General features: G+C 50.8%; 13 protein-coding genes. 5 read left to right on the top strand and 8 right to left on the bottom strand.

Translation table 11 applies throughout. The annotated features are described in order from the left end of the window. Positions 1 to 223, top strand: a 223-nt coding sequence (locus Q4A89_RS09955) for a hypothetical protein (protein ID WP_303185262.1), incomplete at its 5' end; no start/stop codon positions are given. Positions 224 to 605: 382 nt separating this feature from the next. After that, positions 606 to 1,583 (top strand): dihydroorotate dehydrogenase-like protein, encoded by a 978-nt coding sequence (locus Q4A89_RS09950; protein ID WP_303185260.1) that lies wholly within the window; start codon positions 606 to 608, stop codon positions 1,581 to 1,583. Positions 1,584 to 1,690: 107 nt separating this feature from the next. Here the strand turns inward: Q4A89_RS09950 and Q4A89_RS09945 are convergent, their stop codons facing one another. Both Q4A89_RS09945 and Q4A89_RS09940 read right to left on the bottom strand, forming a co-directional pair. Continuing rightward, positions 1,691 to 4,171: an endonuclease MutS2 gene (locus Q4A89_RS09945; RefSeq protein ID WP_303185258.1), complete on the bottom strand. Its 2,481-nt coding sequence runs from the start codon at positions 4,169 to 4,171 to the stop codon at positions 1,691 to 1,693. A gap of 23 nt (positions 4,172 to 4,194) precedes the next feature. Continuing rightward, complete coding sequence (locus tag Q4A89_RS09940; protein ID WP_303185257.1) at positions 4,195 to 5,616, bottom strand: PDZ domain-containing protein; 1,422 nt, start codon at positions 5,614 to 5,616, stop codon at positions 4,195 to 4,197. 220 nt (positions 5,617 to 5,836) lie between these two features. Here Q4A89_RS09940 and Q4A89_RS09935 point away from each other — a divergent pair, with 220 nt between their 5' ends. Together Q4A89_RS09935 and dnaJ are read left to right on the top strand one after the other, a co-directional pair. Beyond that, positions 5,837 to 6,448: a nucleotide exchange factor GrpE gene (locus Q4A89_RS09935; protein WP_303185256.1), complete on the top strand. Its 612-nt coding sequence runs from the start codon at positions 5,837 to 5,839 to the stop codon at positions 6,446 to 6,448. Between the two features lie 27 nt (positions 6,449 to 6,475). Next, positions 6,476 to 7,624, top strand: coding sequence for a molecular chaperone DnaJ (gene dnaJ, locus Q4A89_RS09930; RefSeq protein WP_303185255.1), 1,149 nt, complete (start codon positions 6,476 to 6,478; stop codon positions 7,622 to 7,624). A gap of 98 nt (positions 7,625 to 7,722) precedes the next feature. Here the strand turns inward: dnaJ and nqrF are convergent, their stop codons facing one another. The 6 genes from nqrF to Q4A89_RS09900 form a co-directional block, all read right to left on the bottom strand. Next, positions 7,723 to 9,009: an NADH:ubiquinone reductase (Na(+)-transporting) subunit F gene (gene nqrF / locus Q4A89_RS09925; protein WP_124750980.1), complete on the bottom strand. Its 1,287-nt coding sequence runs from the start codon at positions 9,007 to 9,009 to the stop codon at positions 7,723 to 7,725. Between the two features lie 26 nt (positions 9,010 to 9,035). Next, complete coding sequence (nqrE, locus tag Q4A89_RS09920; protein WP_124750981.1) at positions 9,036 to 9,653, bottom strand: NADH:ubiquinone reductase (Na(+)-transporting) subunit E; 618 nt, start codon at positions 9,651 to 9,653, stop codon at positions 9,036 to 9,038. 23 nt (positions 9,654 to 9,676) lie between these two features. Continuing rightward, positions 9,677 to 10,306, bottom strand: a complete 630-nt coding sequence (locus Q4A89_RS09915) for an NADH:ubiquinone reductase (Na(+)-transporting) subunit D (protein ID WP_303185253.1) — start codon at positions 10,304 to 10,306, stop codon at positions 9,677 to 9,679. Between the two features lie 3 nt (positions 10,307 to 10,309). Next, the gene (nqrC, locus tag Q4A89_RS09910) at positions 10,310 to 10,993 is read right to left on the bottom strand and encodes an NADH:ubiquinone reductase (Na(+)-transporting) subunit C (protein ID WP_303185264.1); all 684 of its coding nucleotides are present in this window, start codon (positions 10,991 to 10,993) and stop codon (positions 10,310 to 10,312) included. A gap of 44 nt (positions 10,994 to 11,037) precedes the next feature. Then, entirely contained in the window at positions 11,038 to 12,225 is a 1,188-nt protein-coding gene (locus Q4A89_RS09905; protein WP_303185251.1) for an NADH:ubiquinone reductase (Na(+)-transporting) subunit B, read from the bottom strand. Positions 12,226 to 12,306: 81 nt separating this feature from the next. Next, entirely contained in the window at positions 12,307 to 13,653 is a 1,347-nt protein-coding gene (locus Q4A89_RS09900; RefSeq protein ID WP_303185249.1) for a Na(+)-translocating NADH-quinone reductase subunit A, read from the bottom strand. Positions 13,654 to 14,016: 363 nt separating this feature from the next. Here Q4A89_RS09900 and Q4A89_RS09895 point away from each other — a divergent pair, with 363 nt between their 5' ends. After that, on the top strand, positions 14,017 to 15,033 hold the full coding sequence (locus Q4A89_RS09895) for an endonuclease (RefSeq protein WP_303185248.1): 1,017 nt from the start codon (positions 14,017 to 14,019) through the stop codon (positions 15,031 to 15,033). Positions 15,034 to 15,072: the final 39 nt, after the last annotated feature.

Here is a 15,072-nt window from a genome sequence, read left to right as displayed (position 1 = left end):
TCCGGGTACGTTCCCGAACTACCCGACACCTGCTTCGGAACATATTCATGAGTGGTTCCGAACCACTCTCCCATACGTTCTCAACTACCTGCCGATACGTTCGGAACGTCCTTCCGGTACGTTCCGAACTACCCGTCGTCAGGTTCCGAACCACCAGGCGCCATATCGTATTACTTCGAACGAGCCATGTCCCCACCACAGCATATCGACGATAAAAATATAACGCTCGAACAGGGGCGTGGGTTCAGTCTAACGTAAAACGCGGCGGAGCGTTGTAAAAAAAGAATGCGGTATCTCTTTTTTAGATTTTAATACGTATTTTTTTTTTGGGGGGGGGAAACATAAACAAACTAATTAGACTGTACATTCCTAAGAAATCAAACTTCAATAAAGCTAACAGAAACATAATCAACAATATATAACATATAATCAATGAAAAACCAAGATATAAACTCAACTTCTATTCTCCAAAAGAAATCTTTTTCTTAAATTTGAACCAAAAAGTTGCATTCGCCAGTTGAAACTACATTGCGTCATTTTACAAGTGAAATAGGGGAAGTATCAAAAAAATATTTAATTTTGTCGTTCGAGAAAAAGAAATGAATATGATCCATACAGAAACGAAATACGCGGGGCTGACGTTGAGAAACCCGCTGATTATAGGAAGTTCGGGACTTACGAGCAAGGTGGAACGAAACAAAGCTTTCGAAGAGGCAGGCGCCGGAGCGATAGTGCTCAAATCCATGTTTGAAGAACAGATCGAAGCGCAAAGCGACGTATTGATGCAAGGGGCGGACGACTATCCGGAAGCGGCCGATTACGTGCGTCACTATGTCAAAGCCAATCAGAGTGAAGAATACTTGACCCTGATTCGTGAAACGAAGGCACAATGCACCATTCCGATCATTGCCAGTGTGAATTGCTACAAGGCCGATACGTGGGTGGATTTTGCCCGTCAGATCGAGGCCGCCGGAGCCGATGCGTTGGAACTGAACGTGTTTTATTTCTGCACCGACTTGCACACCACAGGACAGGAAGTGGTTGATGTTTACACCTCTATCCTGAAGCAGGTGAAGAAACAAATCTCTATTCCGGTGATTATGAAGATCGGAAAAGGTTTCAGCAACATTCCCGCAGTGGTGAATTTGCTGAAAGGACACGGTGCCGACGGAGTTGTACTGTTTAACCGTTACTATCAGCCCGATATCGATATCCATTCATGTCAGATCACGTCCGGACAGGTGTTCAGCAGTCATTCCGATCTGAGCGACACACTCCGCTGGACAGGACTTGTCTCAGGCATTCTTCCGGAAATTTCGCTGGCGGCATCGACCGGTGTGCATGAGTGGAAAGATGTCATCAAATGTATCCTCGCCGGAGCGTCGGCCGTGCAACTATGCACTACCGTCTACAAAAACGGCACGGAGATCGTAACACAAATGCTTACCTGCCTCGAGGAATGGATGGCGCAGCAAAAATATCAGTCGATCGACGAATTCAAAGGACGCTTGAGTTTCTCGAATGCCCCCAACGCATCGATGTACGAACGTACACAATTCATGAAATACTTCGGTTCCGTATAAAGCCGAATCGACATTAGGCTGTCGAATGAATCGACATTAGGCTACCGGACGAACCGGTAGGGTAGACAGGCCATTCCTTTACTTTTTACAGTGAAGAGTAAAGAGCTTTATTCCAAATCAATAACGGTAATTCCGGCACCTCCGAACTGCACATGTTCGTCCTGAAAACGTTGGACGCCGGATACGGTCGAGAGGTATTGGCGGATAAGTTGGCGAAGAATGCCGTTGCCGGTGCCATGCAGAATACGGACGCGTGAGACACCGATCTGGATGGCATCGTCGACAAAATACGTAACGGCCTGCAAGGCTTCGTCGCCGCGCATGCCCCGTACGTCGATCTCCTGCTTGAAGTGTAGCTTTTTTTCATGCATTGCGTCGGCCGTTTGCGCACTGACAAACGTGTGATTGCGTACTTCTTTTTTCAGTTGGCTACGGCTGACTTGTTCGAGCTGATCGGTTTTTACCGTACTCTTAATCATTCCGAAGGCTACGACGGCTTGCTTCCCTTGTAACTCGATGACGGAGCCTGTGGTCGTCTGCCCTTTCAGACGGACGGTATCGCCTACCGCCAGTTTTTTTTCTTCCGCTACCGGCGTTACTTTCGCCTCGGTGACGGTTTTCGGTTGTTTGCGACGTGCCTGCCGCTCGCGCAATTTCTCCATCTTCCGGGCAATGCGTGCATCATCTTCCTGCGTTTGATGCACCGTTTCCTTAAATTCGCTCAATGCCTGACGGGCGATGCGTGTGCGTTCCTTCTCGGCCTGCGCTTCTTTGATTTCGCGGATCGTCTGTTCGATCTTCGCGTTGGCTTCGCGGATGATTTGCTGCGCCTCGTTTTTAGCCGTCTGTACGATTTCTTTGCGTTGACGGTTTACGGCGTCAAGGTCTTTCTCGTAACGTGCCGTCAGTTCTTCGAGGCGTTTCTCCTGCTGGCGGATATGCTGGCGTTTATTTTCCCAGTATCGTTTGTCACGCACAATGTCCTGCAGATACTTATCCATATCAATGTAGTCGCTTCCCACCTTTTCCGACGCTTCGGCAATCACATCTTCGGGTAATCCGATTTTACGGGCAATCTCGACGGCAAACGAGCTGCCGGGATGACCGATCGAGAGCTTGAAAAGCGGCTGCATCAGATGACGATCGTAGAGCATCGCACCGTTGAGCACGCCGGCATGGTCTTCGGCATACTGCTTGAGGTTCTGATAATGCGTCGTGACGATACCGAACATCTCCTTTCGATTGAAACGTTCGAGCAAGGCCTCGGCCAGCGCTCCGCCCATGAGCGGTTCCGTGCCGCTGCCGAACTCGTCGATAAGCAGCAGCGTACGGTTGTTACCGTGCCGAACGAAGTATTTCATGTTCGTCAAGTGTGAGCTGTAGGTGCTCAGGTCGTTCTCGATGCTCTGCTCGTCGCCGATATCGATAAACAGACGCTCGAAGATACCTGCCTTCGACTGTTCGTGAAGCGGAATCAAGATACCGCATTGAAGCATGTATTGGAGCAGTCCGACCGTTTTCAGGCAGACGGATTTACCGCCGGCGTTAGGGCCGGAAATGATCAGCAGACGCCCTGTTTGGTCCAGCGCAATGTCGAGCGGGACAACGGGTTTGCCCTGTCGGCGGTGCGAAAGGAAAAGCAACGGATGCACGGCGTCGCGCCAGTCGAGTAACGGCCGGCCGGTCAGCGTCGGCTTGATGGCCTGAATCTGTCCGGCGAAAATCGCTTTGGCGCGAATAAAATCCATTGTAGCCAGAAAAGCGTACGATTGCAACATGGCCGGTATTTGCGGCCGCATAAGATCCGTAAATTCCGTTAAAATCCGTACGATCTCGCGACGTTCTTCACTCTCTAACTCGCGGATGCGGTTGTTCGCTTCCACGATCGCTTCCGGCTCGATGAAAACCGTCTTTCCCGTTGCCGATTCGTCGTGTACGATGCCCCGGATCCTCCGCTTGAAAGCCGGCGCCACAGGGATCACCAATCGTCCGTCGCGCATGGTGGGCGCCACGTCCTTATCGACCAGCCCTTCCGACTGTGCCGAGCGTAGAATCGATTGCAGGTTACGCGAGATGCTGCCCGTCGTGGCGATCTTCTCCCGACGTATACGGGCAAGCTCCGCCGAAGCGCTGTCTTTCATCTGTCCGTACCGGTCGAGCATACCGTCGATCTGCCGGATAAGGGCGGGGAAAACCGGAACGTCGGCCGCCAACGCCGCTAATGCAGGATAGTTGATTTCCTCGTCGTCAGCTGCCGGTTTAAAAAAGGCGGTGATGTCACCAATCGTTTGCAGCGAGCGTTTCAGGTCGAACAGCTCCGCTTCGTCGATAAACGTTCCTTCGGGTCGAATACGGTTCAATGCCCGGCGTACGTCGATGAAGTAATTCGCGGGGAACGGGCGTTCTCCCTGTAAGATGCGGACAAATTCGTCGGTTTGCTCAAGTCGCTCCGATACGGTTTTTATGTCGGCCGAAAACCGAATCTCTTCCGCCAGCTCTTTGCCTAACGGACTTAGACACTGCGCACCGATCAGCCCGCGAATCTTATCGAAACCGAGCTTATGTTCAAAATTCTCCGGATAGGTCACGAATCCCTCAGCTGTTCAGTGAATCAGTTCAGCTCGATGGTCTTTTCCGAATGAAACTCGGGACGGATCGTATATTCGAGCTTCTCCGTGCCACGACGCAGCTGGAACGTGCATACATTCGTGCCGGAGGGGTTCACGTACGGCGCAAAATAATACAAGTAAGAGAAGGCCGTCATATTCTTGTCGTTTCCGAATGCTTTCGCGATCTGCGTATATTTGAATTTATCCCAGAACATACAGTTCGGGAAACCGTTGGCATTCGTAAAGCGCGTACCGCTGTCTCGGTATTTCAGCGTATTCGTGATAAATTGCCGGTAAGCCGCCGTAAATTCGTCGGCCGTATGGTCCATCCGCTTCCCCTCGATCCGGTCGATGAGGTCGCCTTTTTGGATACCGGCTTTCGAGGCCGGAGAACCGTAATCGACATCGACCACGCGGTTCAACTGATAGATGCTGTAACGGATACCGGTGTAATTGTAATTCTTCTTCGTCAGAATAAATTGCGCGTTACGCTGATATTTCACGTACGGGAACTGCATGCTCATCAGCGGGATATGAATCGCGGCATATTCTTCGATCGCGTAGGGACTGCTCATCAGCTCGTTCGCCTCGCACTCCCACAGCACACGCCCCGGGATGTGGCGCTGGTCGATGAAACGAATACCGAGTTGCAATACATATTCGGCTTCCGACTCAGGCGTATTCGCATTGTAAAAAGGAAACTGGGTCACTTTGTCACGTGTAATATCGTAGCGGAATACGGGAGCCTGCTCCTCCGTCTCCTTGCTTTTCTTTTTGAAGTTCGGATTTTTGTCGAACGTATAATACGTGTGAATCAGAAAGTCCGGATTGAGCGCGTTCTGTTGCAATCCTTTTTTCGTCAGTTCCGTTTTCAGTGTTTCGTTAATCGTCGATTCGATTTTCGAGATCGTATGATCTTCTACATCCGTAAAATGAAACGTCTTAAATTGCGAAAAGTCAACCGCGTCATCCGTCGTTTTGGTCGTGAACGGACAGACAAACAGACGGTCGTGCGTATGTTCGACACTGTACATCGAAAAAGCCGTTGCCAATTGTTCTTCTCCTAAGGCGGTGGTCGAGTAACATTCTTTTTCGAGGGTTACACGGCGTGCCTGATTCGCAAAGTTACGAATCACTAACCTGATTTCGCGGGTATCGATATCCGTAATCAACGAATCCACATCATCGAGCGTAATCTCATCGATCCGCATTCCGTTGATGCCTTCGATAATATCGTTCTGTTTCAGACCTGCCTTTTCGGCAGGTGAATTGGGATAGACTTTCATGATGACCGGCTTGTCTTTTCCCCAATTTTTGTTACTGCTAAATTCGTAACTGAATCCCAAACGACAGCTTACATCGTCCTGTGCCGGAGAGACGAGGAAATGACATGCAAAAAGAGCCAAACAATAAAACTTCTTCATAAGCATAATGTGTTGAATATGTATTCACAGTGTTTGTCACTGTTTTTTTTAATTGCACAAAGGTAAAGATATTTTTTTTCAAACGAAGAAGTTGGCAATATATTTGATAATATTTAAGGATAAAAGCCATACAGGCAGCACGATGGCACAGGGTGTCATCGAAGCTTCAGCATGGTAATAAAGAGTGTAATTCAATAGATATAAACTAAATATAGTGGAAATGAATAAGCAAACACATGCAGAAAAAATGCAAAGTGAGAACGGTTCGGAGGTGACAAAAGAGCAGGACGTGACTGCAAATACGTCAGAAAAAGACCGTGTGACTGACAATGTGACGGATGCGAATGGCGCTACGCCTGCCGGAGAAGCCTCCAAAGAAAACGAGTCGACTGATTTTGAAGTAAAATATAACGAACTGAATGATTCCCACCTGCGTTTGAGAGCAGAATTCGATAATTACCGCAAACGTACGTTACGCGAAAAAGCCGACCTGATCAAGATGGGAGGCGAAACGGCATTGACCGGTCTGCTCCCTGTCATCGACGACTTCGAGCGGGCGCTCGAGACCGTGAGAAAAACGGAAGATGTCAGTGCCGCCGTTGCCGAAGGAGTAGAACTGATCTACAACAAGTTCATGGCGTATCTGGCTCAGCAGGGCGTGAAACCGATCGAAGCCGTCGGACAGCCATTCGATACCGAACTGTTCGAAGCCGTTGCTACGATTCCGGCTCCCGAAGAAACGTTGAAAGGAAAGATCGTGGATTGCGTACAGCGGGGATATACATTATATGATAAAGTCATCCGGCACGCTAAAGTCGTGGTCGGAGAATAATAAGGGCAGACATAAAGAAGAAAGAAAGTGGCTAAACGAGACTATTACGAGGTTCTGGGCGTAAGTAAAAATGCTACGGCCGACGAGATCAAGAAAGCATACCGGCAGAAAGCGATTCAGTTTCATCCCGATCGCAATCCGGGCGACAAAGACGCTGAAGAGAAATTTAAGGAAGCGGCCGAAGCATACGACGTATTGAGCAATGAAGAGAAGCGCCAGCGTTACGACCGGTTCGGACATGCCGGCGTAGGCAGTTCGGCGGCAAGTGGCGGATTCGGAGGCGGCGGGATGTCGATGGAAGACATCTTCTCGCAATTCGGCGATCTGTTCGGCGGACATTTCGGCGGGTTCGGCGGATTTGGTTCGTCGTCTCGTTCACGTACCGTACAGCGCGGCTCTGACTTGCGTGTAAGGGTCAAACTGACCCTGAAAGAGATTGCGACCGGGGTAGAAAAGAAAATCAAAGTCAAGAAGTATGCGCCCTGCTCACACTGTCATGGCAATGGCGCGGCCGACAGTCAGGCGATCTCGTCCTGCTCGACGTGCCATGGCAACGGCTTCGTCACGAGGGTGGCAAATACGTTCCTCGGTCAGATGCAGACCCAATCGACGTGTCCGACTTGCGGAGGCACAGGTGAAACGATTACGCGTAAATGTGCGCATTGTAACGGCGAAGGAGTTACGCGTGCCGAAGAAGTCATTACGCTGAATATCCCGGCGGGAGTCGGTGAAGGCATGCAACTGTCGATGAGCGGCAAAGGAAACGCCGCGCGACGGGGCGGAATAAACGGCGATTTGCTGGTGGTCATCGAAGAGGAACGTCATCCGGAACTGATTCGCGACGAGAACGATCTGGTATATAACCTTCTGCTGACCGTTCCACAAGCCGCTTTGGGCGATTCGGTCGAAGTGCCGACGGTCGACGGACGAGTAAAAGTGAAAATCGAACCGGGCACACAACCGGGCAAGGTGCTTCGCCTGCGAAACAAAGGCTTGCCTTCCGTCAACAGTTACGGAACAGGCGACTTGTTGATCAACATAAGCGTCTATATTCCCGAAAAGCTTACGGAAACGGAGAAAAGCAAAATCAAAGAATTGGCGAACGCGGAGAATTTCCAGCCTTCACCGTCGATCAAAGACCGGATATTTAACAAATTCCGCGACTTGCTCGATTGATTGACCGAAGAAGCAGCATCATACAAACGGATATAAAAAATGCGGGAGACTTTCGAGTCCTCCGCATTTTTTTATACGATTCTTTTTGAATCGGCAAATTATCCGCCGAAATTATCGAATCTCAGGTTCTCGGGCGGTACGCCGAGACTGTCGAGCAATCCTTCGACGGCTTTCGACATCGGACCGGGACCACACATATAATATTCGATATCTTCGGGCGCTTCGTGATCTTTCAGATACGTTTCGTACATTACGTTATGCACGAATCCGGCGGTATATTTCACTCCGGCCGCATCGGCTGCGGGATCGGGGCGGTCGAGCGCCAGATGGAACGAGAAGTTCGGGTATTCTTTCTCGATGGCGAGGAAGTCTTCCAGATAGAATACTTCGTTCAACGCGCGGGCGCCGTAGAAGTAAGACATCTTCCGGTCTCTCGTATGCAACGTTTTCGTCATATACATAATCTGCGAACGAAGCGGAGCCATACCGGCGCCACCACCCACCCAGATCATCTCGTTCTTCGAGTTGAGATTCGGGTGGAAATCGCCGTAAGGACCACTCATCGTCACTTTGTCGCCCGGTTTGAGCATAAAAATATAGGATGATGCGATACCCGACGGCACATTCTGGAATCCGACCTGCGGTTTCGGCTTGAACGGCGGTGTAGCAATACGCACCGTCAACATAAAGCGATCGCCTTCGGCCGGATAGTTGGCCATCGAGTAGGCGCGGATCGTCGGTTCGTCGTTGCGGCATTTAAGCGTGAACAGACCGAACTGCTCCCATGCCGGCAGATATTCCGCGCCGATCGACTCTTTGTCAATGTCTACGTTGTAGTCCATCGAATATTTCGGGATATTGATCTGTGCATACGAGCCCGGGATGAAGTCCATGTGTTCGCCCGGAGGGAGCGCGACGATAAACTCCTTGATAAACGTAGCCACGTTTTTGTTCGAAACAACGGTACATTCATATTCTTTCACACCGAACACTTCGTCGGGTACCTGAACCGTCATGTCGTTTTTCACTTTTGTCTGACACGCCAGACGCCAATGATCCTTGATTTGTTTACGGGTGAAAAAGACTTTTTCCGTCGGCAAAATATCTCCTCCTCCTTCAGGCACCTGTGCACGGCACTGGCCACATTTGCCACCGCCGCCGCATGCCGACGAAAGGAAGATATTTCCGCTCTGCAACGCGCCGAGCAACGTACCGCCGATCGGCGTTTCGATTTCTTTTTCTCCGTTTACCGTCATCTTCACATTGCCCGACGGTACAAGCTTGGCTTTCGCAGCCAACAGCAGGATGACCAGCAGCAGGACGATAATCAGAAAGACGATCACACTGGCTCCGATGGTCAGCCCCGAGATTTCCAATAAAACCATTTTTTATATTGTTTATGCGTTAATACTCAAATTTTGAATCCCGAGAAGCACATGAAAGCGATTCCCATCAGTCCGGTCAGGATAAATGTGATCCCTAAGCCGCGAAGAGGCTTCGGCACATCCGAATAGGCCAGCTTCTCACGGATAGCCGCCATACCGACGATAGCCAGCAACCAGCCGATACCCGACCCGAAACCATAGACCGTAGCCACGCCGACATTATCGAACGCACGTTGTTGCATGAACAGCGAGCCACCCATGATGGCACAGTTCACGGCAATCAGCGGCAGGAAGATACCCAGCGAAGCATAGAGGGAAGGAGCATATTTCTCGACAATCATTTCGACGAGTTGCACAAACGAGGCAATCACCGCGATAAAGAGGATAAACGAGAGGAAGCTCAAGTTTACATCCTGAAAACCTTCGCCGAGCCAGCTCAACGCGCCTTCTTTCAATACGTAATTCTCGAGCATATAGTTGATGGGCAGGGTGCAGACGAGTACAAACGTAACCGCCAGTCCTAATCCCAGTGCCGTTTTCACATTTTTCGACACCGCAAGGTACGAACACATACCGAGATAGTATGCGAAGACCATGTTATCGACAAAAATCGAACGGATAAAGGTACTTAATATATTTTCCATAACTTATTACGTTGTTTCAAAAGTTAATTTTCTTCCTGCAAATCTTTGTTACGCGAGCGGTGAATCCAGATCATCAGCGCACAGAGAATAAGCGCCGTCGGCGGCATAATCATCAAGCCGTTGTTCACGTATCCCATGTCGTAGAAGGCTTGCGGAATCACCTGATAACCGAGTAGGGTACCCGATCCGAACAATTCGCGGAAGAAGGCCACCACAATGAGGATAACCCCGTAGCCGACGCCGTTTCCGACGCCGTCGAGGAACGATTCCCACGGACGGTTACCGAGCGCGAACGCTTCGAGGCGTCCCATCAGGATACAGTTTGTAATAATCAGTCCCACATAAACGGAGAGCTGCTTGCTCACATCGTAGGCAAAGGCTTTCAGCACTTCGTTGACGATTGTCACCAGAGCCGCCACCACCACGAGCTGGATGATGATACGGATCCGGTTCGGAATCGTTTTACGCAGCAACGAAATAATCACATTTGCAAAAGCCACCACGGCGATTACCGAGAGCGTCATGACGATGGCCGGTTGCAGCTTCACCGTCACCGCCAGAGCGGAGCAGACACCCAGCATCTGCACGATTACCGGATTGTCTTTGCTTACCGGATTGAATAAAATCTCTTTATTTTTTGTTGATAATCCCATAGCTTACTGTTTTTGTGTCGTTAAAAAATTGGCATACTGCCCGATGCTTGTGCGAAGCATAGCGTCGACGCCGTTACTCGTGATCGTTCCGCCCGAAATCCCGTCAACATAATCCTGTCCTTCGGCCTTGTTTCCGCTTTTCACGACGGCAATCGATTTGAATACTCCGTCGCGGAAGAGTTGTTTCCCGGCAAACTGTCCCGAAAAAGCATGCGATATGATTTCCGCACCTAATCCCGGGGTTTCGCTGGCGTGGCTGAAGTCGGCACCGAAGACCGTGTTGCAATCGTCGTTGACCGAAAGATAGCCCCACACCGGTCCCCAGAGCCCTGCGCCGCGCATGGCCAGAATATATTTTGTTTGACCTTCGACGGTGGCGACGAAGACCGGATAGACACCACGCGCAAAGGCTTTCTCTACTTCTTCGCCAAAGGCGTCGCCGTCGGCACGTTGTCCGTCGGTATTGACGAGGAATGTTTCTTTGATCAGTTCGTTATATTTGGCTTCGACCTCGTTGGCCGGAACCGAAACGTTCACGGCGCGCAGAATCTGTTGCCGTTTATCGTTGGCTTCGTTGGCTTTCTGAGTCGAACGCAAGGCCTGCGAGGTGAATGCCAGCAGCAGTGCGACGAAAACGACCATCACGGCCGCATACATCATCGTGTACGTATTGCTGTTCGTATTCAACTTGGCTCCGCTCTTTTTTTCTTGTTCCATACTCTTCTCCTCCTTCATTTAGCGATTTGTTTAACACGGTTGTTGCGGCGTTTGATGTTCGCATCGACTACATAGTAATCAATCAGCGGCGCGAAGATGTTCATCATCAAGATCGCGAGCATCATTCCTTCGGGGTATCCGGGGTTAAGCACCCGGATGCAGATGGTCAGGAAACCGATCAGGAATCCGTAAATCCATTTGCCTTTTTCCGTACGCGCCGAGGTTACGGGGTCGGTAGCCATAAATACGGCGCCGAAGCAGAAGCCTCCCAGTGCGAGATGCTCATACCACGGCATATTGGCCATGGCATTGCCTTCTATCCCGAAAGCATTGAACATAAGTACGGTCAATGCTCCGCCGGCAAAGACGGAGAACATCGTTTTCCAGCTTGCGATTCCCGTCCATATCAGCAGGATGGCGCCCAGTCCGATGGCGATGACGCTCGTTTCGCCGATCGATCCCGGAATCAGTCCGGTAATCATATCCATCGAGAACGCGGGATAGCCGGTGGAGCTTGTGGCCGTTGAGGCGATGCCCAGCGGCGTGGCGCCCGAAAAGCCGTCGACCACGGTGCCGGCGCCGAGACCGAACGTATCGGCCGTACGGATGAACACCTTGTCGCCCGACATGGCTGCCGGATAGGCAAAGAAGAGGAACGCGCGCGTCACGAGCGCTACGTTGAAAATGTTATAGCCTGTCCCGCCAAACACTTCCTTGGCGAAGATCACGGCAAATGCCGTGGCCACGGCAATCATCCACAGCGGGGTGTCGATCGGCACGATCATCGGAATCAGCATCCCCGAAACGAGAAACCCTTCCTGTATTTCTTCTTTTTTCCACTGGGCTACGGCAAATTCGATTCCCAACCCCACGACGTACGAAACGATGAGTTTCGGAAGTACGGCCAGAAAACCGAAGAGGAACGTAGACCATAAGTCCTGTACGGCTCCGATGGCCAGGTTATGTTGATAGCCTACATTATACATTCCGAAAAGCAAGGCCGGTATTAGCGCAATGACCACCACGGTCATGGTACGTTTCGAGTCGATGCTGTCGTGAATGTGTACGCCCGACCGCGAGGTTGCATTGGGGACAAACAGGAACGTTTCGAATCCGTCGAATACGGATTGAAACATCGACAGTTTGCCTCCTTCCTCAAAAGCCGGTTTAATCTTGTTGAGATAATTCCTTAACGCTTTCACTTTAATTTATTTGTTTATGATTAATATCAATAGTTCGTTTGTTTAACCCGCGGCCATACATGACCGGATCAACTCTCTCGATCAGTTCATCTCTTTATAAAGCATGTCGAGTCCGTTGCGGACAATTTTCTGAATCTCGATTTTCGACGTATCCACAAATTCGCAGAGCGCAAAATCTTCCGGTGCGATTTCGTAGATGCCGAGATTTTCCATCTTGTCGATGTCGTAAGCGATGATCGCCTTGAGCAGGTATTCGGGATAGATATCCATCGGGAAAACCTTGTCGTATTCGTTCGACATGATCATGGCGCGCTTGCCGCCTTTGATTCGTGCATCGAGGCAATACTCTTTTTTGCTTCCGAGCAGCCACGAAAAATAACTGTGCGACATGCTCAACTTACCGAAGCCCGGCATAGCCCATCCTACGAATTCGTTCACGTCGTCGCCTTCGGGGATGGCGGTGATTTGCGTATCGTATGCGCCGAGAAAACCGTCGGTCTTCACTTTCGTACCGGTCAGCACGTTTCCGCTGATCACACGCACGCGTCCGTCTGCGAGCCGTCCGTCCGTCAGGCTGCCGATGCGGCATCCGGCAACGACTTTGGCATAGCCGCGCTCGTTCATCTCCGAGCCAGTCAGGGCGATGGTACGTGTAAAATCGGTTTTCTTTTCTTTGAACAGGCGGCCGATCGTCAGCACGTCTGCCGCACGAAGCGTCCAAACGGTTTCGCCTTTATTGACGGGTTTGAGATGGTTGATCATCACTCCGACGTTACCTGCCGGATGCGGTCCGAAGAGCTCTACCACTTCGACACCCTTCATGCTGCGCAGCGGCGATCCGGGTTTCACACCGAGGTAAACAGTGCCTTGCGTGAGTTTCGTCAGCGCCAGCAAGCCGGTTTGGAGTAAATCTTCCTCGCCTTGCACGATAAAATCGAAATCCGCGGCCAGCGGCGCCGTATCGTAAGCCGTGACGAAGATGTCGCGCGGGGTATCCGAGGGGAGGGCTACCCGGTCGTACGGACGTTGTTTGATGTAAGGCCACATGCCTGTTTCGAGCAGAAGGGCTTTCAATCCCTCTGCGTCGTACGATGTCAGGTCTTTGATGTCAAACGTTTCGAATTCGTTCTGTGCATCGGGACGCACGATAATGCTCAGCACTTTGCGCTTTTCGCCGCGGTTGACTGCCGTCACCTCGCCGCTCACCGGTGATACGAACTTAATCTCCGGATAGACTTTGTCCATCATCAGCGGCGAACCGGCCTTGACCTTATCACCTACGCGGACAAGCACTTTGGGCACGATGCCGACATAATTGTCGGGCACAATCGCATAGCTGTCGGCAGCCCCGGCACGCACGTACTCCAACGGCGCCTTGCCTTTGAGGTTTATATTCAGGCCTTTTTTGATTTTAACCACATTTGCCATGTTTCTTATAGATGTTTTTGATTCTGATTTTTCGCGCAAAAGTACATACTTTTTTCATGTTTTAAAACAGAACCTTGACAAATTACGGAAAAAATTCTCCAATGTGTGCGGAGGTACAAAAAACACATTCGCACCTTGCGACACCTTCGCCAACTGCTCCGGCATGCTTTCGCCACGTTGCGACTACTTATCGTCGCATCATTTTATTTCCTTGCCCCCACATGCCGCCATAGATGTTTTTGGTACAATGCCAAACAACTATTAACAATTATACATCTACATAGGTGTTTTCCGCTGCTTACGCGAAGCATGGAGAAAGCAATCTCTCGATTTATCTTATCTTTGTCTGCAAAAATGAACGTAATGTACAGGACACTCTTCGCAACAACCGTTTTTCTTTTCCTGCTTCCGGGTTGCACGTCGTCGCAGACAAACCGGATTGGCATGCAGTCGTTTCAGGTGATGTTTTATAATGTGGAAAACTTGTTCGACACGACAGACGATCCGGCCACGAACGATGACGAGTTCCTGCCCGGCGGGGTACGGAAATGGACGCCGAAACGTTATCACGAGCGTTTGCGGCAGACGGCCAAAGTCATTACGGCCGTGGGTAAATGGGATATGCCCGCACTCGTGGGACTTTGCGAGGTGGAAAACGACACCGTGCTCACCCATCTGCTGCATCGTACGCCTCTGAAGGATCATCGGTATCGTTACTGCATCACCCGGGGGAACGACCCGCGCGGCATCAACAACGCCTTGCTCTACCGATACGAACGGTTCAAATTGCTCGGCCAACGTTCGGTACGCATCCGTTTTACACGCAAAGGAAAACGTTCGCGCGACCTCCTGCATGCGTGGGGACAAGTGGTTACGGGCGATACGCTCGATGTGTTGGTATGCCATTTCCCTTCACGCTCATCCGGCAAGAAGAAGACGGAGTCCGACCGAATCGATGCGGCGCTGTGTGTGCGTCGCCTGTGCGACTCGCTCTATCACGTGAGACGCCGCACACATATCATCGTCATGGGCGACTTCAACGATACGCCCGCCGACGAGAGTATTGCCGTCATGACGTACGCCGCCAAACCTGAACACCGACTGACGAATCTCTTTGCCGACAAGGAAAGGCTGAACTTTGCCGGAAGCCACAAATATAACGGAGAATGGTCACAGCTCGATCAGATGCTCGTCAGCCTGCCATGGCAAGCGCGTCTGAAAGACGGCGGAGCGCAGATATTCGCGCCGTCGTTTCTGTTGACCGACGACAAGCGACAAAGCAACAAACGACCGTACCGAACGTATCAGGGCTACACGTACAAAGGCGGGTTCAGCGACCATCTGCCCATTGTGGCGGAGTTTTTATTACCTTTCCTCTAAAACGTATTTTGTGAGTTTGCTTAGATTGCTGCCCAATCC

It is taken from the genome of Tannerella sp. (assembly GCF_030528505.1).
Lineage (GTDB): Bacteria > Bacteroidota > Bacteroidia > Bacteroidales > Tannerellaceae > Tannerella.
The sequence above is the reverse complement of the archived record's forward strand: the minus strand, read 5'-3'. Positions and strand labels throughout refer to the sequence as shown.